This window comes from Burkholderia cepacia (assembly GCF_001039005.1).
GTDB lineage: Bacteria > Pseudomonadota > Gammaproteobacteria > Burkholderiales > Burkholderiaceae > Burkholderia > Burkholderia theae.
Map to the genome: position 1 here is coordinate 55216 of NZ_LDWR01000077.1, position 24680 is coordinate 79895.

Annotated in this window: 21 protein-coding genes; 3 read left to right on the top strand and 18 right to left on the bottom strand. The window is 66.9% G+C overall.

Annotation, left to right across the window (positions count from 1 at the left end; genetic code table 11):
• Positions 1-73: 73 nt before the first annotated feature.
• Entirely contained in the window at positions 74-4777 is a 4704-nt protein-coding gene (locus VL15_RS35365; protein WP_048251423.1) for a glutamate synthase-related protein, read from the bottom strand.
• 288 nt (positions 4778-5065) lie between these two features.
• Positions 5066-5779, bottom strand: a complete 714-nt coding sequence (locus tag VL15_RS35370; protein WP_006477151.1) for a transposase — start codon at positions 5777-5779, stop codon at positions 5066-5068.
• Positions 5780-5972: 193 nt separating this feature from the next.
• On the opposite strand from VL15_RS35370, the gene VL15_RS35375 reads away from it, so the two are divergent.
• Positions 5973-6704, top strand: a complete 732-nt coding sequence (locus VL15_RS35375; protein ID WP_048251424.1) for an OmpW/AlkL family protein — start codon at positions 5973-5975, stop codon at positions 6702-6704.
• Between the two features lie 163 nt (positions 6705-6867).
• Here VL15_RS35375 and ugpQ read toward each other — a convergent pair whose 3' ends face one another.
• From ugpQ to VL15_RS35435, 12 genes are all read right to left on the bottom strand, one after another.
• Positions 6868-7632, bottom strand: a complete 765-nt coding sequence (gene ugpQ / locus VL15_RS35380; protein ID WP_048251425.1) for a glycerophosphodiester phosphodiesterase — start codon at positions 7630-7632, stop codon at positions 6868-6870.
• Positions 7633-7660: 28 nt separating this feature from the next.
• A complete protein-coding gene (locus VL15_RS35385; RefSeq protein WP_048251426.1) occupies positions 7661-8746 on the bottom strand; it encodes a sn-glycerol-3-phosphate import ATP-binding protein UgpC in 1086 nt (361 codons plus the stop codon).
• 32 nt (positions 8747-8778) lie between these two features.
• On the bottom strand, positions 8779-9624 hold the full coding sequence (ugpE, locus tag VL15_RS35390) for a sn-glycerol-3-phosphate ABC transporter permease UgpE (RefSeq protein WP_048251427.1): 846 nt from the start codon (positions 9622-9624) through the stop codon (positions 8779-8781).
• Positions 9621-10505 carry a sn-glycerol-3-phosphate ABC transporter permease UgpA gene (gene ugpA / locus VL15_RS35395; protein WP_048251428.1) on the bottom strand — a complete coding sequence of 295 codons (885 nt, stop codon included), beginning with the start codon at positions 10503-10505 and terminating at the stop codon, positions 9621-9623. Before ugpA ends, ugpE begins: the two co-directional genes overlap by 4 nt.
• Positions 10506-10601: 96 nt before the next feature.
• A complete protein-coding gene (ugpB, locus tag VL15_RS35400; protein WP_048251429.1) occupies positions 10602-11936 on the bottom strand; it encodes a sn-glycerol-3-phosphate ABC transporter substrate-binding protein UgpB in 1335 nt (444 codons plus the stop codon).
• A gap of 90 nt (positions 11937-12026) precedes the next feature.
• Entirely contained in the window at positions 12027-13235 is a 1209-nt protein-coding gene (locus tag VL15_RS35405) for a deoxyguanosinetriphosphate triphosphohydrolase (RefSeq protein WP_048251430.1), read from the bottom strand.
• 40 nt (positions 13236-13275) lie between these two features.
• Positions 13276-14355, bottom strand: a complete 1080-nt coding sequence (aroB, locus tag VL15_RS35410) for a 3-dehydroquinate synthase (RefSeq protein ID WP_048251431.1) — start codon at positions 14353-14355, stop codon at positions 13276-13278.
• A complete protein-coding gene (locus VL15_RS35415) occupies positions 14352-14906 on the bottom strand; it encodes a shikimate kinase (RefSeq protein WP_048251432.1) in 555 nt (184 codons plus the stop codon). Before VL15_RS35415 ends, aroB begins: the two co-directional genes overlap by 4 nt.
• Positions 14907-14946: 40 nt before the next feature.
• A complete protein-coding gene (locus tag VL15_RS35420; protein ID WP_048251433.1) occupies positions 14947-16578 on the bottom strand; it encodes a type IV pilus secretin PilQ in 1632 nt (543 codons plus the stop codon).
• A complete protein-coding gene (locus VL15_RS35425; RefSeq protein WP_048251434.1) occupies positions 16575-17441 on the bottom strand; it encodes a hypothetical protein in 867 nt (288 codons plus the stop codon). Before VL15_RS35425 ends, VL15_RS35420 begins: the two co-directional genes overlap by 4 nt.
• Positions 17438-18082, bottom strand: a complete 645-nt coding sequence (locus VL15_RS35430) for a hypothetical protein (protein WP_048251450.1) — start codon at positions 18080-18082, stop codon at positions 17438-17440. Before VL15_RS35430 ends, VL15_RS35425 begins: the two co-directional genes overlap by 4 nt.
• Positions 18082-19005, bottom strand: coding sequence for a hypothetical protein (locus VL15_RS35435; RefSeq protein WP_048251435.1), 924 nt, complete (start codon positions 19003-19005; stop codon positions 18082-18084). The genes VL15_RS35430 and VL15_RS35435 overlap by 1 nt, the downstream gene beginning before the upstream one ends.
• Positions 19006-19225: 220 nt before the next feature.
• Between VL15_RS35435 and VL15_RS35440 the strand changes: the two genes are divergently transcribed.
• Positions 19226-21619 (top strand): penicillin-binding protein 1A, encoded by a 2394-nt coding sequence (locus VL15_RS35440; RefSeq protein ID WP_048251436.1) that lies wholly within the window; start codon positions 19226-19228, stop codon positions 21617-21619.
• 82 nt (positions 21620-21701) lie between these two features.
• Here VL15_RS35440 and cyaY read toward each other — a convergent pair whose 3' ends face one another.
• Positions 21702-22028 carry an iron donor protein CyaY gene (gene cyaY, locus VL15_RS35445; RefSeq protein ID WP_048251437.1) on the bottom strand — a complete coding sequence of 109 codons (327 nt, stop codon included), beginning with the start codon at positions 22026-22028 and terminating at the stop codon, positions 21702-21704.
• A gap of 36 nt (positions 22029-22064) precedes the next feature.
• Between cyaY and lptM the strand changes: the two genes are divergently transcribed.
• Positions 22065-22343 carry an LPS translocon maturation chaperone LptM gene (gene lptM, locus VL15_RS35450; RefSeq protein ID WP_048251438.1) on the top strand — a complete coding sequence of 93 codons (279 nt, stop codon included), beginning with the start codon at positions 22065-22067 and terminating at the stop codon, positions 22341-22343.
• An 80-nt stretch (positions 22344-22423) separates the two neighbouring features.
• Here lptM and msrQ read toward each other — a convergent pair whose 3' ends face one another.
• The 3 genes from msrQ to ccsA all read right to left on the bottom strand — a co-directional run.
• Entirely contained in the window at positions 22424-23110 is a 687-nt protein-coding gene (msrQ, locus tag VL15_RS35455) for a protein-methionine-sulfoxide reductase heme-binding subunit MsrQ (protein ID WP_048251451.1), read from the bottom strand.
• A 20-nt stretch (positions 23111-23130) separates the two neighbouring features.
• Positions 23131-24126, bottom strand: coding sequence for a protein-methionine-sulfoxide reductase catalytic subunit MsrP (msrP, locus tag VL15_RS35460; protein ID WP_048251439.1), 996 nt, complete (start codon positions 24124-24126; stop codon positions 23131-23133).
• A gap of 159 nt (positions 24127-24285) precedes the next feature.
• Positions 24286-24680 (bottom strand): cytochrome c biogenesis protein CcsA (gene ccsA, locus VL15_RS35465; RefSeq protein WP_048251440.1); only part of this gene is annotated, 395 nt, incomplete at its 5' end.

Below are 24680 nucleotides of genomic sequence, written 5' to 3' on the forward strand. Positions count from 1 at the left end.
TGTTCGGTGTATCGGGTGGGGGAGCCGCGCGCGGCAATCATGCGTGCGCGGCATTCGCTATGTCGTTCGTCGCTCAGGCGGCCAGCACTTCCTTCGCCGCCTTCTTCGCACCGATCTCGCCCAGCGCGCGCTTGTATTCGTGCGGGAACACCTTCACGAACTGGCGGCGCGCCGCGTCCCAGTTTTCCAGCAGCGACTTCGCGCGCGGCGAACCCGTGAACTGGAAATGACGCTCGACGAGCCCCTTGAGCAGCGCTTCGTCCGTCGTGTCCGCATGCCAGAGCGCTCGGTCGACCGTGCGCTCCTGCTCGGCCGCCTGCAGCACCGGCTCGAGCGCGACCATCGACTTGTTGCACTTCGCCGCGAACGTGCCTTCCGGATCGTAGATGTACGCGAGGCCGCCCGACATGCCGGCCGCGAAGTTGCGCCCCGTCTCGCCGAGCACGACGACCGTGCCGCCCGTCATGTATTCGCAGCCGTGGTCGCCCGTCCCTTCGACGACCGCCGTCGCGCCCGAGTTGCGCACGCAGAAGCGCTCGCCCGCGACGCCGCGGAAGAACGATTCGCCTTCGATCGCGCCGTACATCACCGTGTTGCCGCAGATGATGTTTTCCTCGGACTTGCCGCGGAAGTCGTTGGTCGGACGGATGATGATCCGGCCGCCCGACAGGCCCTTGCCGACGTAGTCGTTGCCGTCGCCGACGAGGTCGAGCGTCACGCCCTTCGCGAGGAACGCGCCGAAGCTCTGGCCGGCCGTGCCCTTCAGCTGGATGTGCACCGCGTCGTCGGCCAGGCCGTCGTGGCCGTGCTTCTTCGCGATCACGCCCGACAGCATCGCGCCGACCGTACGGTTCACGTTGCGCACCGGCTGGATGAACGACACATGCTCGCCGTTCTCGATCGCGGCCTTCGCCTTCTCGATCAGCACGTGGTCGAGCGCGCGCTCGAGTCCGTGATCCTGCACGTCGACGTGACGCGGCGCGACGTCCTCGCACTCTTCCGGCTGGTAGAACACGCGCGAGAAGTCGAGGCCCTTCGCCTTCCAGTGCTCGACGCCCTTGCGCGTGTCGAGCAGGTCGGCGCGGCCGATCAGGTCGTCGAACTTTGCGATGCCGAGTTGCGCCATGATCTCGCGCACTTCCTCGGCAACGAAGAAGAAGTAGTTCACGACGTGCTCGGGCTGGCCCTGGAACTTCGCACGCAGCACCGGATCCTGCGTCGCGACGCCGACCGGGCACGTGTTCAGATGGCACTTGCGCATCATGATGCAGCCCTCGACGACGAGCGGCGCCGTCGCGAAGCCGAATTCGTCCGCGCCGAGCAGCGCGCCGATCACGACGTCGCGGCCCGTCTTCATCTGGCCGTCGGCCTGCACGCGGATACGGCCGCGCAGGCGGTTCAGCACGAGCGTCTGCTGCGTTTCGGCCAGACCGAGTTCCCACGGCGTGCCCGCATGCTTGACCGACGACAGCGGCGATGCGCCCGTGCCGCCGTCATGGCCGGCGATCACGACGTGATCGGCCTTCGCCTTCGCGACCCCGGCCGCGACCGTGCCGACGCCCACTTCCGACACCAGCTTCACCGAGATGCTCGAGCTCGGGTTCACGTTCTTCAGGTCGTGGATCAGCTGCGCCAGATCCTCGATCGAGTAGATGTCGTGGTGCGGCGGCGGCGAGATCAGGCCGACGCCCGGCACCGAGTAACGCAGCTTGCCGATGTACTCGGACACCTTGTGACCCGGCAGCTGGCCGCCTTCGCCCGGCTTCGCGCCCTGCGCCATCTTGATCTGGATCTGGTCGGCCGACGCGAGGTACTCGGCGGTGACGCCGAAACGGCCCGACGCGACCTGCTTGATCTTCGAGCGCAGCGAATCGCCGTCCTTCAGCGCGATGTCGCTGACGATTTCGTCGCCGATCACCGACTTCAGCGTCTCGCCGGCCTTGATCGGAATGCCGCGCAGCTCGTTGCGGTAGCGCTTCTGGTCCTCACCGCCTTCGCCAGTGTTCGACTTGCCGCCGATCCGGTTCATCGCGATCGCGAGCGTCGCGTGCGCCTCGGTGCTGATCGAGCCGAGCGACATCGCGCCCGTCGCGAAGCGCTTGACGATGTCCTTCGCCGATTCGACGTCGTCGATCGGGATCGCCTTGGTCGGCTCGACCTTGAACTCGAACAGGCCGCGGAACGTCATGTGACGCTTGGTCTGGTCGTTGATCAGGTGCGCGTATTCCTTGTACGTCTGGTACGAGTTGCTGCGCGTCGCGTGCTGGAGCTTCGCGATCGAATCCGGCGTCCACATGTGGTCTTCGCCGCGCACGCGGTACGCGTACTCGCCGCCCGCGTCGAGCATGTCGCGCAGCACCGGGTTGTCGCCGAACGCGTCGCGGTGCAGGCGGATCGCCTCTTCCGCGACTTCGAACAGGCCGATGCCGCCGACCTTCGACGCCGTGCCCTTGAAGTACTTCTCGACGAGGTCGCTCGACAGGCCGAGCGCTTCGAAGATCTGCGCGCCCGTGTACGACATGTACGTCGAGATGCCCATCTTCGACATCACCTTCTGCAGGCCCTTGCCGACCGCCTTCGTGAAGTTGTAGACGGCCTTCTCCGGCGACAGGTCGCCCGGCAGGCCTTCGGCCATCTTCGCGAGCGTTTCCATCGCGAGGTACGGGTGCACGGCTTCCGCGCCGTAGCCCGCGAGCAGCGCGAAGTGGTGCGTTTCACGCGCGGAGCCCGTCTCGACGACGAGGCCCGTGCTCGTGCGCAGCCCTTGCTGGACGAGGTGCGTGTGGATCGCCGACGTGGCGAGCAGCGCCGGAATCGCGACGTGCTCGGCATCCGTCTTGCGGTCCGACACGATCAGCATGTTATAGCCCGACTTCACCGCGTCGACGGCTTCCGCGCACAACGACGCGAGGCGCGCCTCGATGCCTTCCTTGCCCCACGCGACCGGGTAGCAGATGTTCAGTTCGTATGCGCTGAACTTGCCGCCCGTGTACTGGTCGATCGCGCGGATCTTCGCGATGTCCTTGAAATCGAGCACCGGCTGCGACACTTCGAGACGCATCGGCGGGTTGATGTTGTTCGTGTCGAGCAGGTTCGGCTTCGGGCCGATGAACGACACGAGCGACATGACCATGTTCTCGCGGATCGGATCGATCGGCGGGTTCGTGACCTGCGCGAACAGCTGCTTGAAGTAGTGATACAGCGTCTTGTTCTTGTTCGACATCACCGCGAGCGGCGAGTCGTTGCCCATCGAACCGACGGCTTCTTCGCCCTGCTGCGCCATCGGCGCCATCAGGAACTTCAGGTCTTCCTGCGTATAGCCGAACGCCTGCTGGCGGTCGAGCAGCGCGGCGCCCTGCGTGCGGCCGGCCGCGACTTCCTCGGCCTTCGGCTCGATCTCGTCGAGCTTGATGCGCACGGCGTCGATCCAGCTCTTGTACGGCTTCGCGTTCGCGAGGTTGTCCTTCAGTTCCTTGTCGTCGATGATGCGGCCGTGTTCCATGTCGATCAGGAACATCTTGCCCGGCTGCAGGCGCCACTTCTTGACGATCTTCGATTCGGGGATCGGCAGCGTGCCGGCTTCCGACGCCATGATGACGAGGTCGTCGTCCGTGACGATGTAGCGCGCCGGACGCAGGCCGTTACGGTCGAGCGTCGCGCCGATCTGGCGACCGTCGGTGAACGCGATCGCGGCCGGGCCGTCCCACGGCTCCATCATCGCGGCGTGGTATTCGTAGAACGCGCGGCGGTTCTCGTCCATCAGCGTGTGCTGTTCCCACGCTTCCGGGATCATCATCATCACCGCGTGCACGAGCGGGTAGCCGGCCATCACCAGCAGTTCGAGACAGTTGTCGAACGATGCGGTGTCCGACTGGCCCGGGTAGATCAGCGGCCAGAGCTTCGGCAGGTCGTCGGCGAGCACGTGCGACGCGATCGCGCCGGTGCGTGCGTTCAGCCAGTTCACGTTGCCCTTCACGGTGTTGATCTCGCCGTTGTGCGCGATCATCCGGTACGGGTGGGCCAGTTCCCACGCCGGGAACGTGTTGGTCGAGAAGCGCTGGTGCACGAGCGCGAGCGCCGACACGACACGCGCGTCCTGCAGGTCGCGGTAATACACGCCGACCTGGCCCGCGAGCAGCAGCCCCTTGTAGACGACCGTGCGCGCCGACATCGACGGCACGAAGTATTCCTTGCCGTGCTTGAGCTTCAGCGCCTGGATGCGGTGGCTCGCCGTCTTGCGGATCACGTACAGCTTCCGCTCGAGCGCGTCCGTCACCATGATGTCCTTGCCGCGGCCGATGAAGATCTGGCGGATCAGCGGCTCGCTCGCCTTCACGGTCGGCGAAATCGGCATCGCATGGTCGACCGGCACGTCGCGCCAGCCGAGCACGACCTGGCCCTCGGCCTTCACCGTACGCTCGAGCTCCTGCTCGCATGCGAGACGCGATGCGTTTTCCTTCGGCAGGAAGATCATCCCGACCCCATATTCGCCAGCCGGCGGCAGCATCACGCCCTGCTTCGCCATTTCCTCGCGATAGAACGCGTCCGGAATCTGGATCAGGATGCCCGCGCCGTCGCCCATCAGCGGATCGGCACCGACCGCGCCGCGGTGGTCGAGGTTCTCGAGGATCTTCAGACCCTGCTGGATGATCTCGTGGCTCTTCTTGCCCTTGATGTGAGCGACAAAGCCGACGCCGCAGGCGTCGTGTTCGTTTTGCGGGTCGTACAGACCTTGTGCGGCGGGCACCGCGGCGAGCGGCTGCTGGTGGTCGTTCATGGGGACACCGTCGTAAAGGGGGCCTGGAGGGCCGTTGAACCATTTTTTGTTGCCGTCATCCCGCTCCCGACGGGAGACGGCGCGGCCGTCAGTGGCTGGGCATGCTTCTCCCGGGCCACCGGAATTCGGAATATACGCGACGAATCAAAGGAATAGCAACAAAAACCGCTTGATCGAACCCCAATTAAATGGATGCTTCGATCTGGTGCCATTTTATTGGGGCCGTATCGTTTTGGTGCAAAAAGAAGCGGCGCCCGCAGCGCCGCCTCCTCGACCGCCGTTCCCGCGTTACTGCTGGATCGGCGGCGTGTTCTCACGCACCTTTCTGGGGCGTCCGCGCGGCAGCGGCGACACGCGCCGGTTCGCGGTACGCGCCGCCCACTCGCGATAATTCTCGCCGCCGAGCACCCAGCCCTTGAGCGTCGCCTGCTGCAGCTGGTCGGCCTGCCGCTCGTCGAGCGGCTGCTCGCACAGCTCCTTGTACGCGCGCTGGCGGTCGAACGGCGTGTTGCCGAGCGCCCAGTAGAGCGGATGGTCGGTGATCAGGCTGTCGACGGTGAGCCCGACATGATGCCGGTAGCTCGACCAGCGATACGCTTCGGGCGTCGCGACGAGCTGCGCGCGCACCGGGCTCATCTCGACCACGCGGCTCGCGAGCAGGAAATAGCGCTCGCCTTCGATCACCGTCGCGCGATAGCGGCCTTCCCACAGGGTGCCGCGCCGCGAATAGCGCCGGTTGAAATGCGCGACGTAACGACGGCCGACGGCCTGCATCGCCTTCGGCAGGCTTGCCTCGTCGCTTGGTGTCACGAGGAGTTGCACCTGGCGCGGCAGCAGCACGTAGGCATGCACCGACAGGTGATGATCGCGTGCGGCGGCCTTCAGGCAATCGATGAAGAGTTCGTAGTCCTGGTCGTCGACGAACGCGGGTTGCTGATCCAGGCCGCGCAAAATCACGTGCTGCGGCTGGTCGGGAACGTAGAGTCGTGCTAACCGTGCCATGCTGAATGTCCGTTTGAACGCGTTAGGAAATACCCGTAGGTCCGAAAATGCGCACCTGCGTAGAATGCCTGTCCCTGCGGCGCGCGAAAGCGTACGGTCGTACGAATCCTAGGGAGAAAACTCTAACTTACGAGCTTGTTTGGTTTTAAACGCAGTCGTCATAATGAGCACGCCTTTGATCGGAGGAGACACAATGAAACGAAAACTGGCCATTACGGGGGCCGCAGCGCTCGCATTCACGTTCGCGGGCGGTACGGCACATGCACAATCCGCAGGTGATTTCTACGTCAGCACCGGCTGGCTGCACCTCGCACCGCAAGACAGCAGCGACCCGCTGTTCCTGTACGGCGTAGGCGGCACGCCCATCAACCAGTCGGTTCCCAACACCGGTGCCGGCATCAGCGATGCCGACACGCTCGCGCTGGCGACCGGCTACTTCGTGACCGACCACATCGCCACCGAGTTCATCGCCGGCATCCCGCCGAAGTTCGACATCACAGGCAAGGGCCAGTTCTCAAGTTTCGGTACGCTCGGCCGCGCGTACCAGTGGAGCCCCGCGCTCCTCCTGAAGTACTACTTCAACGACGCCAACGCGAAGTTCCGTCCGTATGTCGGCGTCGGCGCGACGTATATCTGGTTCACCGGCGCGAAGATCACGAACAGCTCGTTCGAGAACGGCGTGCTCGGCGGCCCGACCAGCGCGCAGACCAGCAACCAGTGGGCGCCGGTGTTCAACGCCGGCTTCACGTACAACTTCACGAAGCACTGGTTTGCCGGCTTCTCGATGTCGTACATCCCGGTCAGCGTGACGGCGACCTTCACGACGGCCCGCCGGACGCCGGTCGGTACGCTGACGGAAACGTCGAAGGCCCACATCTCGCTGAACCCGATCGTGACGTACCTGAACGTCGGTTACCGCTTCTAAGCGTAGTCGAATATTTGGGGAATGGTTAATCCTGCTGCAATTTGTAGCGGATTTTTCGTGACGTAACGTCTCCACGATGTAAAACGCCCCGGCGGATTCCCGTCGGGGCGTCGTTTTTTTGTCTCAGGGTCTTCCCGCACCGGCCATCGCGCGGGACCCGGCGCTACGCGATGTCGTCCAGCGCGTCGGGGCCGATCAGGTCGATCCGGTCGGTGCAGACCGCGTCGACACCCCAGCGGGCGAGTTCGCGCGCCCGTTCGAGGTCGTTGACCGTGTACACCAGGATGCGCATCCCGGCCGCCTTGATCGCCCGCACGAGCGGTTCATCGAGCCGTTTGTGGTCTGCATGCAACGAAACGCAGCCGAGCGCACCGACGACCTGCGCATGCCAGTCGTCCGGCACGGCCTCGTAAAGCATCCCGCGCGGCAGCGCCGGCACGGTCGAACGCGCCTGTTGCAGCGCATCGAACGAGAACGACGACAGCAGCGGCTGGACGTCGGCATCGCGCCAGTACGCGGCCGCATCGGCCGCCACGCGCTGCCCGGTCTCGCGCTCGCGCCCCGGGCACGGCTTGATCTCGACATTCGCGGCCAGCCCGTGTGCGATGCAGCGCGCCGCCGCCGCCTCGAGCGTCGGCATCCGTTCGCCCGCGAAGCGCGCGTCGAGCCACGCGCCCGCGTCGAGCGCGGCCAGCGCCGCATAGCGCATGTCCGCCGCCGCCCCGTGGCCGTTAGACGTCCGGTCGACCGTGTCGTCGTGCAGCAGGAACGTCACGTCGTCGGCCGACAGCTTCGCATCGAACTCGACCATCCGGTGACCGCGTCGCGCGCCCTCGTCGAGCGCGGCGAGCGTGTTCTCCGGCGCGAGCGTGCCGCCGCCGCGATGGGCGACGACGCGTGGGTAGGGCCAGTCGGTACGGGAAGTCATCGTCGGTCTCTCGCCAGGTGCAGCAGGTTCAGTCGGCACGCTTGCCGGTCTCGGGATCGAAGAAATGCAGCCGGTGCGCGGGCAGTGCGGCCGCCAGCGCCGTGCCGCGCGCGGGACGGTCGGCGTGCGGCAGGCGCACCGCGACGTCATGATTGCCCCAGCGGCCGTGCACGAGATTGTCCGCGCCGAGCAGCTCGCACGAGTCGACGGGCAGCGTCGCCTGCGCGACGCCCGGCTGCGGCGTCATGTGTTCGGGACGCACGCCGAGCACCCAGTCGCGCCCGGTGGCAATCGCCGTGCCGATGCCGGGCGCGCCGGCGACCGGCAGCGCCGGGCCGCCGCCCGCGACCGTGAAGGTCGCGCCGTCGTCCGACAGCCGGCCGTGCATCAGGTTCATCGCCGGCGAGCCGATGAATCCCGCGACGAACACCGTCGCTGGCTTCTCGTACACGTCGACCGGCGCACCGATCTGCTCCGCGTAACCGCGGTTCATCACGATCACGCGCTGCGCGAGCGTCATCGCCTCGATCTGGTCGTGCGTCACGTAGACGCTCGTCGTCGCGAGCCGCGCATGCAGCCGCTGAATCTCGAGCCGCATCTGCACGCGCAGCTTCGCGTCCAGATTCGACAGCGGCTCGTCGAACAGGAACACCGACGGTTCGCGCACGATCGCGCGCCCCATCGCGACGCGCTGCCGCTGGCCACCCGACAGCTCGCGCGGCCGCCGCGCGAGCAGCGGCTCGAGTTCGAGGATCTTCGCCGCCGCGGCCACCCGCGAATCGATCGTCGCGCGCTCGATGCCGCGGATCTTCAACCCGTAGCCCATGTTCTGCGCGACCGTCATGTGCGGATACAGCGCATAGTTCTGGAACACCATCGCGATGTCGCGATCCTTCGGCTCCAGCGTGTTGACGACGCGCTCGCCGATCGCGATCTCGCCGTCCGTCACCGTCTCGAGCCCCGCGATCATCCGCAGCAGCGTCGACTTGCCGCAGCCCGACGGGCCGACCAGCACGATGAATTCGCCGTCGGCGATCTCCACGTCGATGCCATGCAGCACGTGCTGCTTGCCGTCGTAGGATTTCCTGACGCCCTTCAAGCTCAGCGCAGCCATACTTGGTCTTTCTCCCGGTTGCCGTCCGTCATTTATTTCTCGGAATCGACGAGGCCGCGCACGAACCAGCGCTGCATCGCCAGCACGACGACGAGCGGCGGAACCATCGCCAGCAGCGTCGCCGCCATCACGTACTGCCATTCGGTCGCGGCGTCTCCGCTCGCGATCATCGTCTTGATGCCCACCACCGCCGTCGACAGCGACGCCTCCGTCGTGATCAGGATCGGCCACAGATACTGGTTCCAGCCGTAGATGAACGTGATCACGAACAGCGCCGCGATGCTCGTCTTCGACAGCGGCAGCACGACGTCCCAGAAGAAGCGCAGCGGCCCCGCGCCGTCGATGCGCGCGGCATCCATCAGCTCGTCCGGCAGCGTCATGAAGAACTGGCGGAACAGGAACGTCGCGGTCGCCGACGCGATCAGCGGCAGCGTGAGCCCCGCGTACGTGTTCGTCAGGTGCAGCGTCGACACGACCTGCACGGTCGGGAAGATCCGCACCTCGACCGGCAGCATCAGCGTGATGAAGATCAGCCAGAACGCCGTGTTGCGGAACGGGAAGCGGAAATAGACGATCGCGTACGCGGACAGGATCGACATCGCGATCTTCCCGACCGCGATGCCGAGCGCCATCGCGAAGCTGTTGACGAGCAGCCGGCCGAACGGCGCCGTCGTGCCGCCGCTGCCGTGCCCCCAGATGTATGCGATGTTCTCGAACAGGTGCGTGCTCGGCACCAGCGACAGCGGCACCGTGAACACTTCCTGCGCGTTCATCGTCGCCGCGCAGAACGCGACGTAGACGGGGAACACGATCAGCACGACGCCCGCGATCAGCACCGTGTGGCAGAACAGGTCGAAGCCCTTGCGATTTTCGATCATGCGTATTGCACCCTGCGTTCGACGAAGCGGAACTGGATCACCGTGAGCCCGACGACGATGATCATCAGCACGACCGACTGCGCGCCCGAGCTGCCGATGTCGAGCCCCTGGAAGCCCTCCGCGAAGATCTTGTAGATCAGCGTCTTCGTGCTCTGCGCCGGGCCGCCTCCGGTGGCCGCGTCGATCACCGGGAACGTGTCGAAGAACGCGTAGACGAGGTTCACGACCAGCAGGAAGAAACTCGTCGGCGACAGCAACGGCAGCACGATGTTGAAGAAGCGCCGCACCGGCCCGGCACCGTCGATCGCCGCCGCCTCGATCAGCGAGCGCGGGATCGCCTGCAGGCCCGCGTAGAAGAACAGGAAGTTGTAGCTCACCTGCTTCCACACCGATGCGAGCACGATGAGGAACATCGCCTGTCCGCCGTTCAGCGCGTGGTTCCACACGATGCCGCTCTTCGCGAGCGCATACGTGATGAGCCCGATGCTCGGGTTGAACAGGAACGCCCACAGCACGGCCGCGATCGTCGGTGCGACGGCGTACGGCCAGATCAGCAACGTGCGGTACACGCGCGCGCCGCGGATCACGCGGTCGGCGCACGCGGCGAGCACCAGCGACACGACGAGCCCGCTCACCGTGACGAGCGAGCTGAACACGAGGGTCGTGCGAAACGAATCGAGATACAGCGGATCGGCGAACAGGTGCGTGAAGTTCGCGAGGCCGACGAATTCGCTCGACGTGCCGAACGCGTCCTGCATCTGCGTCGACTGCCACAGCGCGACGCCGGCCGGCCACAGGAAGAACACGGCGGTGATCGCGAGCTGCGGCGCGATCAGCAGGTACGGCACCAGGCTCGTACCGAAGCGGGAACGGGATTGCATCGCGGATATCCGGTCAGGCGAAACGGAAAGGAAACCGCGCCGCCGGGCGGCACGCGCGCAAGCGGGGCACGTCCGGCGGCACGAAGCGATGCGTGCTCAGCCGCCCGACTTCTCGAAGCGGCGCAGCAGCTCGTCGCCGCGCGAGGCGGCCGAATCGAGCGCGTCCTTCGGCGATTTCTTCTCCGCCCAGACCTGCTCGAACTCCTCGTCGACGACCGTGCGGATCTGCGGCATGTTGCCCAGACGCAGCCCCTTCGTGTACGGCAGCGGCGGCTTGTTCAGCATCTGCTTGATCGCGGTTTCGGCGCTCGGGTTCTTCGCGTAGAAGCCCTGCTGGCGCGTGAGGTCGTACGCGGCCGTCGTGACGGGCAGGTAGCCCGTGTCCTGATGCCACTTCGCGGCGACGGCCGGCGAGGCCAGGTAGGCGAGGAATTTCGCGACGCCCTTGTAGGTCGCCGGATCCTTGCCGGCCAGCACCCACAGGCTCGCGCCGCCGATGATCGCGTTCTGCGGCGCGCCCTTCACGTTCGCGTCGTACGGCATCATCCCCGTGCCGTAGCTGAACTTCGCGAATTTCTGCACGTTCGCGAGCGCGCCCGACGACGTCGTCAGGATCCCGCAGTCGCCGCTGTAGAACTTCGCCGACGCTTCATCCTTGCGGCCCGCGTACGTGAACGTGCCGTCCTTGGCCATCTGCTGCAGGAACGCGACGTGCGCGATCTGCTGCGGCTTGTTGAATTCGAGCGCGGCGTCGGTGCCGTCGAAGCCGTTGTTGCGGCTAGCGAACGGCAGCCCGTGCCATGCGCTGTAGTTCTCAAGCTGGATCCAGCCCTGCCAGCCGGTCGTGAAGCCGCACGCCATCCCCGACTTGCGCAGCTTCTCGGCATCGGCCTTCACGTCGACCCACGTCTTCGGCGGCTGGTTCGGATCGAGGCCGGCCTTCTTGAACGCGTCCTTGTTGTAGTACAGCACCGGCGTCGAGCTGTTGAACGGCATCGACACGAGATGGCCCGTCTTCGCGTCGCTGTAGTAGCTCGAGATGGTCGGCACGAACGCCTTTTCGTCGAGCGGCACGCCGGCCTGCTTGAACACGTCGTAGACGGGCACGACGGCCTTCTTCGCCTGCATCATCGTGGCGGTGCCGACTTCATACACCTGGAGGATCGCCGGCGCGTTGCCGCTGCGATAGGCGGCGATGCCGGCCGCGAGCGCCTGGTCGTAGGTGCCCTTGAAGACCGGCACGATCTTGTAGTCGCTCTGCGACGCGTTGAACTGCTCGGCAATCGCGTTGACCCGCTCGCCGAGCGCGGCCTCCATCGCATGCCAGAACTGGATCTCCGTCGCGGCGAGCGCCACATGCTGCATACCGAACATCAGCGCGCCGCCAAGCGCGATCGAACGAACCACGGTCCCCGCAGGCTTCTTCTTCATCGACCTCTCTCCTATGAAAACGTTACCAACAGCGTGTGCAACATTCCCGTCGCCATTGAACCGGCGAAGTCTAGTGATCGTTTGTGACAGTCAGTTGTCGTTGATGACGAACAGGCGCTGATATTCTTTCAGCGCGAAGCGATCGGTCATGCCGGCAATGTAGTGCGCGACGAGGCGCGGCTGCTGCGCCTGGTCTTCCGACTGGTACGGCGGCGGCAGCAGGCGCGGATCTTCGATGAACGCGTCGAACAGCCCCGTGACGACGCGCTGCGCCTTGCTCGCCATGCGCATCACCTTGTAGTGGCGATACAGGTTCTTGAAGAGAAAGCGCTTGAGGGCGGCCGCCTGCGCGGCGACCGTCTCGCTGTGCGACACGAGCGGCGGCGCGGCGCGCACGTCGTCGAGCGACGCGGGCGCGACGCGCGCGAGATTGCGCGTCGTCTCGTCGATCAGGTCGACGATCAGCGTGTTGATGATGCGGCGCACCGTCTCGTGCACGAGCCGGCGGCCTTCGAGGTGCGGGAATTCGGCGAGCGCCGCTTCGTAGTGGCGCTGCCACAGCTCGACTTCAGCGAGCTGCTCGATCGTGATCAGGCCGGAGCGCAGGCCGTCGTCGACGTCGTGGTTGTTGTAGGCGATCTCGTCCGCGATGTTCGCGAGCTGCGCTTCGAGCGACGGCTGGCGGCCCTGCAGGAAGCGCTCGCCGAGCGCGCCGAGCTTGCGCGCATTCTCGCGCGAGCAGTGCTTCAGGATGCCTTCACGCGTCTCGAAGCACAGGTTCAGCCCGTTGAACGCGCCGTAGTGCTCTTCGAGCTCGTCGACGACCGCAAGGCTCTGCAGGTTGTGCTCGAAGCCGCCGTGCTCGCGCATGCATGCATTCAGCGCGTCCTGCCCGGCATGGCCGAACGGCGTATGGCCGAGATCGTGCGCGAGCGAGATCGCCTCGACGAGATCCTCGTTCAGGCGCAGGTTGCGCGCGACCGAGCGCGCGATCTGCGCGACTTCGAGGCTGTGCGTGAGGCGTGTGCGGAACAGGTCGCCTTCGTGATTGACGAAAACCTGCGTCTTGTATTCGAGCCGGCGAAACGCGGTCGAATGGACGATGCGGTCACGGTCGCGCTGGAATTCGGTGCGCGCCGCCGGCGGCGTTTCGGGATGACGGCGGCCGCGCGACTGCAACGCGTGTGCGGCATACGGAGCGAGATGGGCTTCCAGCGCCGCCAGCGTCGGCGGCTCGGCCACCGGCGCAGCGGGTGCGCGGTTGGCCTCGGGCAGTGTGCTGCTGGATGTCTCGCTCACGTCTCCTCCATGTCAGGGGCGCCGGGCATCCGGGCCGCCGTTAGCGCGTCGTCTGCGCCAGTGTTGCGAACACAGCCTCGTCCGGCGCCTGCGTGATCAGCGTATCGCCGAATCGCTTCAGCAGGATGAATTTGATCGCGCCGGCCTCGGCCTTCTTGTCGACACGCATCAGGTCCATATAGCGCGCGTCGCCGAGCGCGGGGCCCTGGGTCGGCAGATGCGCGGCCGCGATCACCGCGTCGAGGCGCTGCCGCGACGCTTCGTCGAGCAGGCCGAGCCGCACCGACAGGTCGCCCGCCATCACCATCCCGCAGCCGACCGCCTCGCCGTGCAGCCACTCGCCGTAGCCGAGCCCGGCCTCGATCGCATGGCCGAACGTGTGGCCGAAGTTCAGGATCGCGCGCAGGCCGCCTTCGCGCTCGTCGGTCGCGACCACGCTCGCCTTGATCTCGCACGAGCGCTTCACGGCGTGCGCGAGCGCAGCCGGCTCGCGACGGTTCAACGCGCCGACGTTCGCCTCGATCCAGTCGAAGAATTCCGCATCGGCGATCGCGCCGGTCTTGATGACTTCGGCGACGCCGGCCGCCAGTTCGCGATCGGGCAGCGTCGTCAACGCGCCGATGTCCGCGATCACGGCCTGCGGCTGGTAGAACGCGCCGATCATGTTCTTGCCGAGCGGGTGGTTGATGCCCGTCTTGCCGCCGACCGACGAATCGACCTGCGACAGCAGCGTCGTCGGCACCTGGATGAACGGCACGCCGCGCATGTAGCATGCGGCGGCAAAGCCCGTCATGTCGCCGACCACGCCGCCGCCGAGCGCGACAAGTGTCGTCTTGCGGTCCGCGTGCTCGGCCAGCAGGCCGTCGAAGATCAGGTTCAGCGTTTCCCAGTTCTTGTAAGCCTCGCCGTCCGGCAGCACGACCGTCGACACGCGCTTGCCGAGCGGCGCGAGCGCCGCGCGCAGCGCGTCGCCGTAGAGCGGATCGACCGTCGTGTTCGTGACGATCGTGACGGACGAACCGTTGATGTGAGGCGCGAACAGCTCGGCGCGGCCGATCAGGCCGGCGCCAATGTGAATCGGATAGGCGCGGTCGCCCAGATCGACGTTGACAGTAATCATGCTTGTAGCGGCTTGGCGATGACGCCCGCCAGTTCGAGTTGCATCAGCACCATGTTGACGAGACCGTTGACCGACGGACGGCCGGTCTCGATGACGAAATCCGCGCATTCGCGGTACAGCGGGTCGCGCACTTCGTACAGCGCTTCGAGACGCCCCTTCGGATCTTCGGTCTGCAGCAGCGGGCGGTTCTTGTCCTTGCGCGTGCGCAGCCACAGATCGTGCGGATTGGCACGCAGGTAGACGACGATGCCGTTGTTTTTCAGGCAGTCGCGATTTTCCTGGCGCAGCACCGCGCCGCCGCCCGTCGCGAGCACGATGTTCTCGCGCTGCGTGAGATCGGTGATCACCTGCGTTTCGCGATCGCGAAACCCGGCCTCGCCTTCCATCTCGAAGATGACCGGAATGCGCGCGCCCGTACGGGCCTCGATTTCGTGGTCGGAGTCGAAGAACGTCCTGTCGAGACGACGTGCGACCGCGCGGCCCACGGTGGTCTTACCCGCTCCCATAAGGCCGACGAAAAATACGTTTGCATGTGGGTCCCGCGCTTGCAACGGCTTCCTCTGCTTCAATCTTGCTGGTGTGTGGCGCAGCTTACTGGCAAAGCGGCTGCCTTGTCGAGCCTGCGCCGGCGGCTTCCGGCCCCGTTTTCTCGGCATCTGCGTCGCCCGCGCCGCGCGCTTCGCAGCGCGCATCAACGACGGTCGGCGTGATGAAGACGACCAGTTCGTTGCGCTGGTCGCGCTGCGCGCGGTGCCGGAAAAGCGCGCCCAGAAACGGTATTTTGCCCAAGAGCGGCACGCGCGTCACATCGTTCCGGTTCAGTTGTTCATAGATCCCGCCGATCGCGACCGTCCCGCCGTCCTCGACCTCGACGCGCGTCTGCACGTGCTTCGTATGAATCGCCGGGCCGGCCGCCGTCGGCTCGCCGACGCTGTCCTTCGTCACGTCCAGGTCGAGCACCACGCGACCGTCCGGCGTGATCTGCGGTTCGACCTCGAGCTTGAGCGTCGCGCGGCGGAACTGCACGCCGCTCATGCCGTTGCCGACCTTGGCCTGATACGGCAGCTCCGAACCCTGCTCGACGATCGCCTTGACGCGATCGGCGGTCACCACGCGCGGGCGAGAAACGATCTGGCCCCGCCCCTGCGCCTCGAGCGCGCTCAGTTCGACGTCGAGTACGCGGCTGAGCGGCGCGGCGAACAGCGTGAAGCCGGCGGTCGCCGCGTCGAAGCCACCAAGCGGCCGCGCGGCAAGGTCGAGCGCATTGCGCGCGTCCGTCGTGAACGTGGCGCCGTCGCCCGACGACGGCCGCCCCTGCGCACGCAGCGCGACGCGTGCGCCGAGATTGCGCGAGAAACCTTGCTCCCCCTCGACGATGCGGGCCTCGATCCTGACCTGCCGCGACGGCCGGTCGATCGCATCGATCAGGCCCTCGATCTGCGCGATACGCGGGGCAAGGTCGGTGACGAACAGCAGGTTCGTGCGCGGGTCGGCCGCCGCCGCGCCGCGTTTCGACAGCAGGCGCTGGCCGGTTGCGCCGGCCAGCAGCCGTTGCACGTCCTGCGCGCGCGGGTAACGCAGCGCGAACGTACGGCTCGCGAGCGGCTCCAGATCGGCGGCCCGCGCGTGCATCTCGAAGCGCTCGCGTTCGCGCGCGGCCAGTTCCGCCGCCGGCGTGACCCATATCACGTTGCCGCGCCGCGACATCGCGAGCCCGTGCGTGTCGAGCAGCGTGTCGAACGCATCGCGCCAGCGAACATTGTTCAGACGTAACGTCACGGTGCCGCGCACCTGCTCGCCGACGACGATATTGAGCCCCGTGAACCGCGCGAACGCGTCGAACGCGGCGGCGAGCCCGGCGCTCTGCAGATTCAGCGAGATCCGCCGCGCGTCGTCCGCATCGCCGGGTTGCCGCGCCGCGGCGTCGCTCATCCGGGCCGGCGGCGCCAGCGGAATCGGCGGCCCTTCAAGCCCGGGGGCCGTTGCGGAGGCTTCCGCCTGAACCGCCGCGTGAGCCGCCTGATCGAACGGCGGCGAGCCGACCTCCGCCGATATGTCATTGCCCACGCTACCGGCCACGCCTGTCGGCGGCGGCAGGCCCGGCCCCCGTGCATCCATCGACGCGGCGGGCCAGACGGCCGGCAGCGGCGGCAACGACGCGCTTGCACCGGCCGCCGTCAACCCCGCCCAGACGGCGAGTGTCCAATATCCATATCTCGTCATGGCCGACCTCCATCGCCCATGACGAGCCGATGCGCCCCGTCGGTCGTCGCAAGCGTTACGGCTGCGGGATCGACACGCACCACGCGTGCGGCTCCGAGCGCTTCCCCGGGCGCCACGGCCGTGAACGCACCGTCGCCATCGTCGAACAACGCGAGACCGGCACGCGCGTCGCGAATCGTGCCGGCCAGGCGGGACGCCCGACCATCCGCGTCGGACGGGCCAGCCCCACTGAACGGATCGGTATCGAGCGCAGCGGCCTGAACCAACACCGTGCCACCTGCGGCCGTTACCGCCGGCAGCGCCGGAAACACGTCGACCGACATTTCCACCCGCGCCGACGGCATGCCACGTTCAACGCGCAGCGCCGACGGCACCGCCAGTACCGGGAAACGCGCCAACCCGCCGATCATGTGCAACAACGCGCCAAAGCCGCCATCCGCGACGATGCGCACTGTGCGCCGGCCATCCGGCGCCGCACCATCGGTACGCAGCGGCTCGATCGATACGCCATTCAACCCGCTCGATGCGGCAAGATCGGCCAGTTCGAGCATCAGCGCGGCCCATTCCGGCGCACGCGACAAGCGATCGTCGCGCGCTGGCGCCGGATGTGCGTCGCGCCGTTGCTCAGCAGCCGCGAGCACGCGCTGCGCGTCGGCCGCGCGCACCTGCGCCGCCGCCAGCAACGCGCGACTGTGCGCGAGCCCGCCCCAGTCGCCGGCATTCGCCAGATGAATACCGCCCGCCAATACGGCGGCGAACGCGAACGCACAGCCTGCGACATGCGCAGCCGCCGGCGACACGCGCCACATGCCGCTCGGCCGCGCGTCGCCGCGCGACGCGCCCCGATGCGTGAGCGCCGTCATGCGCTATCTCCTGGCGGTTGCTGCGATAGCGTCGCGTCATGCCAGCGCAGTTGGACCGAGAACAGGAACGGCATCCCGGCCGTGGCGACCGGAGCCTCCGACGCAGGCTTCAACACTTCTATATCGATCCGCCAGTCACGCTGCTCGCGTGCCATCGCCGAGAGCCATCGAGCGGCCGCCCGGTAACTCGTGGCGCGCGCATCGAGCGCGGCACCGGTCGGTGTGGTGCGCAGCGCGTCGAGCCGGACGGTGCCGTCACGCACTTGCGCCAGCGTCGCCAGCAGCCCTGCGACGCGCCGGTAAGGCTCGGCAAGCGCGGCTGCCTGCACTTCGCGCTGCGCGATGACGACGGCTGCATTGGCGGCACGCGTCGCGGCGTCCACCTGCGGTTGCAACTGTCGCAGCCGCGCCTCCACGCTCGCGCGCTCGGCGTCCACCCGCCACCGCGACAACGTGGCGACGCCCGTCCACAGGCCGGCGCCGAGTACGCCGAGCAGGATCGCCATACCGCACTGCGCGGCCCGACGACGCCTCAACGCCTGTGCCAGCCGCTCGCGGTACGGCAGCAGGTTGAAGCCGCCGAGCCCCGCGCGGCCGTCCGGCCTCGCCCCAAACACGTTTATCGGAATGCGCCCGGCCATCATTCCCACACTCCGCGCAACGCCAGCCCGAACGCGACGGCGAATGCCGGGCCGCCCGGCATGCCTGCGGGCGGGCACGGCAGCCCGTCCCAACCCGTACAGTCGAACGGCACCGCCACCACGCCGAGCACGTCGCCGATCTCGGCGACGGACGTACCGAAGCGGGCGATGCACCGCTCGTCCCCGGCCACGAGGACACAGCGCGCGGCCCCGAGCGCACGCTGGCGCAATGCATCGGCGAACGCCCCCGGCACGGCGCCGGACAGCGTGAGCACCGGTGCGGCCACCGGGCCGTCGATTCGCCAGCCGTGCACGCCCGAGTCGCAGAACCAGAGCACGGCGTAGGCGCCATGTACGTCGAGTTCGAACTGCGCGGCATAGCGCAACGCGCGCAACACGGCGGCCGACTCGCCATCGACCGCCGTCAGATCGACACCCGCCTGGGCCGCCACGTCGATCCGTCGTTCGAGCAGCGCCAGCGGGGCCACCGCAACCGCGATCTCGCCGGACCGCGCCCCGTCGTCCTGTCGCCAGTCGAACGCGAGGCTGTCCGGCGCCAGCCCGGAGATTCGCTCGGCCGCCTGCCGTGCGGCGTCCGCAATGTCGTCACGCCCGGCCAGGTCCAGCGTCGCGGTGCGCATCTCGTCGTCGTGCAGCGCCATCACGCCGCGCGCGTCGCACCGCACGCCCGCCGCCGACAGCCGCGACACGGCCGCCGCCAGCGCACGCGCGACCGCGGCCCAGCGCGCGTCTTCCGGCCCGCCAGCCAGCCCGACCGGCTCCCGCTCGAGCCCCTCGATGCACACCTCCGCGACACGGGCGCGCCGGCTCAGCACGACCACCCTCACCTCGTCCGCACCGACGTCGATTCCCGTCGACCAGTGCCTGCCCTGCGCAAACCGCGCCCCCCATCGTCCCGCCATCCCAACCTCCCGCGATCGTCGCGGCCCACGCCGCGTTTCCGAGGCCTGATTCTGCAAAACGGTGCGCGCGGCCGACAGTCGGCCGAACGGCCAGCAATGGCTCGCGGCGGCCGCGCGAGGACTATGCTGGTGGTACGCCAACCCGCGATGTTCCGGCGGTCGGCCCCCGCGTCAGGACCGGTCTTACCGGGCAGCTATAATCGCGGGACTGTTTTCCGGTATGCCTATGCAATCCACGACTCCTACGTCCCCGCCTCCTGCCCCGGAGCCGAAGAAGCGGCCCTGGTGGCAAAAAGTCATGCTCGGCTTCGCCGCGATGTGCGTGGCCCTCGTCGTGGCCGGCGGCCTCGTGCTCGGCTACGCGCTCGTCGTCGCCTGGCCGAACATGCCGTCGCTCGATGCGCTGACCGACTATCGCCCGAAGGTGCCGCTGCGCATCTATACGTCCGATCATGTGCTGATCGGCGAATTCGGCGAGGAGCGCCGCGACGTCGTCCATTTCAAGGACGTGCCCGATTCGCTCAAGAAGGCCATCCTCGCGATCGAGGACGCGCGCTTCTACGATCACGGCGGCGTGGACCTCACCGGAATCATCCGCGCCGGCTTCGTCGCGCTGACGAACGGCCACGCGTCGCAGGGCGCAAGCACGATCACGATGCAGGTCGCACGTAACTTCTTCCTGTCGAGCGAGAAGACCTACACGCGCAAGATCTACGAGATCCTGCTCGCGTACCGGATCGAGCGCGCACTGACGAAGGATCAGATTCTCGAGGTCTACATGAATCAGATCTATCTCGGCCAGCGCGCATACGGCTTCGCGAGCGCCGCGCGGGTCTATTTCGGCAAGGACCTGAAGGACATCACGCTCGCGGAAGCGGCGATGCTCGCGGGGCTGCCGAAGGCGCCGTCCGCGTACAACCCGGTCGTCAATCCGAAGCGCGCGAAGGTGCGCCAGGAATACATCCTGCAACGGATGCTCGAGCTGAACTTCATCACGCGCGAGCAGTACGACGAGGCCGTCGCGCAGCCGCTCGTCGTCAAGGGCCCGGGGCGCGATTTCAGCGTGCACGCCGAATACGTCGCGGAAATGGTCCGGCAGATGATGTACGCGCAGTACCGCGAGGAAACCTACACGCGCGGCTTCAACGTCGTGACGACGATCGATTCCGCGGACCAGCAGGTCGCGTACACCGCGCTACGCAAGGGCATCATGGATTACGAGCGCCGGCACGGTTATCGCGGGCCGGAAGGCTTCATCGAGCTGCCGGCCGGTGCCGACGACCGCGAACAGGCGATCGACGACGCGCTGCTCGAGCACCCCGACAACGGCGAACTGATTGCCGCGGTCGTCACGGCCGCGAGCCCGCGCCAGATCACGGTCGCGTTCATCGACGGCAGCAATGCGACGATCGAAGGCGACAACCTGCGCTTCGCGTCGGGCGCGCTGTCGACCAGCGCGCAGCCGAATCGCCGCATCCGCCCCGGTGCGATCGTCCGCGTCGTGAAGAACGATGCCGGCAAATGGTCGATCACGCAGTTGCCGCAGGTCGAAGGCGCGTTCCTGTCGATCATTCCGCAGGACGGCGCGATCCGCTCGCTCGTCGGCGGCTTCGACTACAACAAGAACAAGTTCAACCACGTCACGCAGGCCTGGCGGCAGCCGGGCTCGTCGTTCAAGCCGTTCATCTACTCGGCGTCGCTCGACAAGGGCCTCGGGCCGGCAACCGTGATCAACGACGGCCCGCTGTATTTCAGCGCCGCCGAAACGGGCGGCCAGCCGTGGGAGCCGAAGAACTACGGCGGCGGCTTCGAAGGCCCGATGTCGATGCGCACCGCGCTGCAGCGCTCGCGCAACCTCGTGTCGATCCGGATCCTGAACCATATCGGCACCAAATACGCGCAGCAGTACATCACGCGCTTCGGCTTCGACGCCGATCGCCATCCGGCCTACCTGCCGATGGCGCTCGGCGCGGGCCAGGTCACGCCGCTGCAGATGGCCGGCGCGTACTCGGTATTCGCGAACGGCGGCTACCGCGTCAATCCGTACCTGATCGCCGAAGTCACCGATCCGAACGGCGCGATCGTCGCGCGCGCGCAGCCGCTCGTCGCCGAGCAGAACGCGCCGCGCGCGATCGACGCCCGCAACGCCTACGTGATGAACAGCCTGCTGCAGAGCGTCGCGCAGCGCGGCACGGGCGCACGGACCAACGTGCTGAAGCGCACCGACCTCGCAGGCAAGACCGGCACGACGAACGACTCGCACGACGCATGGTTCGCCGGCTACCAGCACACGCTCGCCGCGATCGCATGGATCGGCTACGACAACCCGCGCAGCCTCGGCGATCGCGAAACGGGCGGCGGCCTGTCGCTCCCGGTCTGGATCGACTACATGGGCGCCGCGCTGAAGGGCGTGCCCGAGTTCAAGCCCACGGTGCCGGACGGCGTCGAATCGCTCGGCAGCGAGCTGTACTTCACCGACTTCACGCCGGGGCACGGCTTCGTGTCGACGGTCGGTGTGCCGCAGGCGCCGGCCGCGCAGAACGTCGACGAAGCCGTGCCGCACGTCGACGAACAGGAAAAGCAGGACATCATGAACCTGTTCCGCGGCCACTGACACGCGGCCCGGACATCAAAAAAGCGCCCCGCGGGGGCGCTTTTTCTTTGGGTACGACGTTCGGGGCCCGGCGCCCCGTCCGTCACGCGCTGAACGTGATCGGCAGGCCGGCCTGCTGGGTCGCGTATTCGGTGAGCGCCGAGTAGAACTCGGTACCCGTGCGCGTATCGCGCCATTCGCCGTCCACGAAACGGTAGTGGAATCCGCCCGCCTTCGCGGCGATCCACACTTCCTTCATCGGCGGCTGCAGGTTGACGATGATCTTCGAGCCATTCTCGAACGTCAGCGTCAGGACGCTGCCGTTGCGCTCCAGATCGATGTCGTGGTCACCGTCGTTCGCGGTGTCGACGGTACGCTCGACGGCCATCAGCACGGCCTCGGCACGGGTCAGGTATTCAGTATCGGACATGCTAAACTCTATCGGTTCAATTGTTCAGGGACGATCATGCGAGTCGTTTTCCGGATGAGCGCGATTGTAGCGGCTTTGGCGATTCTTGCCGGCTGCGGTCAAAGCGGCGCGCTCTATCTGCCCACCGTGCCTCCGCTGCCGAAGCCGATCCAGCAGCAGGACACGCCGCCGTCGGACGTGACGCCTACCGATGACAACGCGTCGTCCGACAGTGTGCCCGATTCGTCCGGTACGCCGCTCACGTTGTCGCCCGAGCTGTCGAGCGGTGCATCGAAAATGCCCGCACCGGCGTCGAGCCCGGCCGTTACGCAGTAACGGCGCGACGCCGCCCGCGCGGCTCGCGAAGCAAGGCGATGGCCTCCCGGTCATCGCCTTTTGTTTTTCAGGCCGCGCTGTCACGCACTCACGCGCCGCCATCCCCAGGCGATCAGCCGCCAGCCCAGCAGCGCAGCGACGATCGCCGCGTAAAGCCTGGGCTGCGCGAGATTGTGCTTGCCGGCCCTCATCCACCAGAAGTGCAGCACGCCGAACAGCGCGATCGCGTAGATCGCGCGATGCAGCGTCGCCCAGTGGCGGCCGAGCCGGCGCACCATCGCGCGCGGCGACGTCGCGGCAAGCGGAATCAGCAGCACGAACGCCGCAAAGCCGACCGTGATGAACGGACGCTTGCCGACGTCCTTCAGGATCGCGACGACATCGAACCACTTGTCGAACCAGAGATAGGTCGTGAAGTGCAGCGTCGCGTAAAAGAACGCGAACAGCCCGATCATCCGGCGAAAGCGCAGCAGCGTGGCGGCCCGCGTCATGCGCCGGAGCGGCGTGACGGCCAGCGTGATGCACAGCATCACAAGCGTCCACAGGCCGGTCGAACGTGTGATGAATTCGATCGGGTTCGCACCGAGCCGGTCGGTCAGCCCGAACAGCACGAGACGCACGAGCGGATAGAGGCCGGCCGCGAAAACCAACGCCTTGGCCGGCACGAGCCAGCGCGGCGAGGCGGCACGGATCGCACCGGCCAGCGCCGCCCGTTCGGCCGGTCGAGCACCAGCCGCACGGGCGGGCGTCAGCGTCGAAGGAGGCATGTCGTTTCTCACCATCGCGCTCAGAAATTCTTTTTCAGGTCCATGCCCTGATATATCGACGCGACCAGATCGCCGTAGCCGTTGAACATCTGCGTCTTGCGCTTCGGCGTGAAGAAGCCGTCCTCGCCGATGCGCCGCTCGGTCGCCTGGCTCCAGCGCGGATGATCGACGTTCGGATTCACATTCGAATAAAAGCCGTATTCGTTCGACGCATACGTGTTCCAGCTCGTCTTCGGCTGCTTGTCGACGAACCGGATCTTCACGAGCGACTTCGCGCTCTTGAAACCGTACTTCCACGGCACGACGATCCGCACCGGCGCGCCGTTCTGGTTCGGCAGCACCTGCCCGTAGACGCCCATCGTCAGCAACGTCAGCGGATTCATCGCCTCGTCCATCCGCAGCCCTTCCGAGTACGGCCAGTCGAGCACGGGGGTCGAGAGGCCCGGCATCTGCGACGGATCGGCCAGCGTGATGAACTGCACGTATTTCGCGTTGCCGGTCGGCTGCACGCGCTTGATCAGCTCGGATAGCGGCACACCGATCCACGGGATCACCATCGACCATCCCTCAACGCAGCGCAGCCGGTACACGCGCTCCTCGAGCGGTGCGAGCTTCAGCAGTTCGTCGAGATCGAACACCTTCGGGTGCTGCACCTCGCCCTCGACGCTCACGCGCCACGGGCGTGGCCGAAGCGTGCCGGCGTTCTGCGCCGGATCGCTCTTGTCCGTGCCGAATTCGTAGAAGTTGTTGTAGGACGTGATGTCCTTGAACGGCGTCACCTTGTCCGCCGCGACGAACTTCGGATTCGTTTTCGCTGCCAGCTTCGCCGCCCGCGCGTCGGGTGACGCATACGCAGCGAATGCCGGGCCGCTGCCGCCGAGCAACCCGCCCGCCGCCGCAAGGCCGGCCGCCTGCAAGATACGTCGCCGGTTCTCGAACACCGCGCGCGGCGTGATCTCGCTGTGCGCGATATCACCGCCGGTCAGTACGTTCCGCAAAGGACGTTTGATCCACATCGTGCAGCTCCTCCTGCATGCGCCGCGCGCACGCTTCATCAGCGTTCGACCCGACCCGCCGTACGCCGTTCGACGCCCGGGTCGCCCACCCGTTACAAAAGAAAACCGCCGGGCACGCAGTGCACCGGCGGTCTTATAGTCGGACGAGCGGCGAAAATCTTACAGCTTGCCGTAGCTGTGCAGCCCGGACAGGAACATGTTGACGCCGAGGAACGCGAACGTCGTCACGAGCAGGCCGGTGAGCGCCCACCACGCGGCAACCGCGCCGCGCAGGCCCTTCATCAACCGCATGTGCAGCCACGCCGCGTAGTTGAGCCACACGATCAGCGCCCAGGTTTCCTTCGGGTCCCAGCTCCAGTAACCGCCCCATGCCTCGGCCGCCCACAGCGCGCCGAGAATCGTCGCGATCGTGAAGAACGCGAAACCGACCGCGATCGACTTGTACATCACGTCGTCGAGCACCTCGAGGGTCGGCAGGCGATCGGCGAGCACGCCGCGCTCCTTCATCAGGTACGCGACCGACACCATCGCCGACAGCGCGAAGCTGCCGTAGC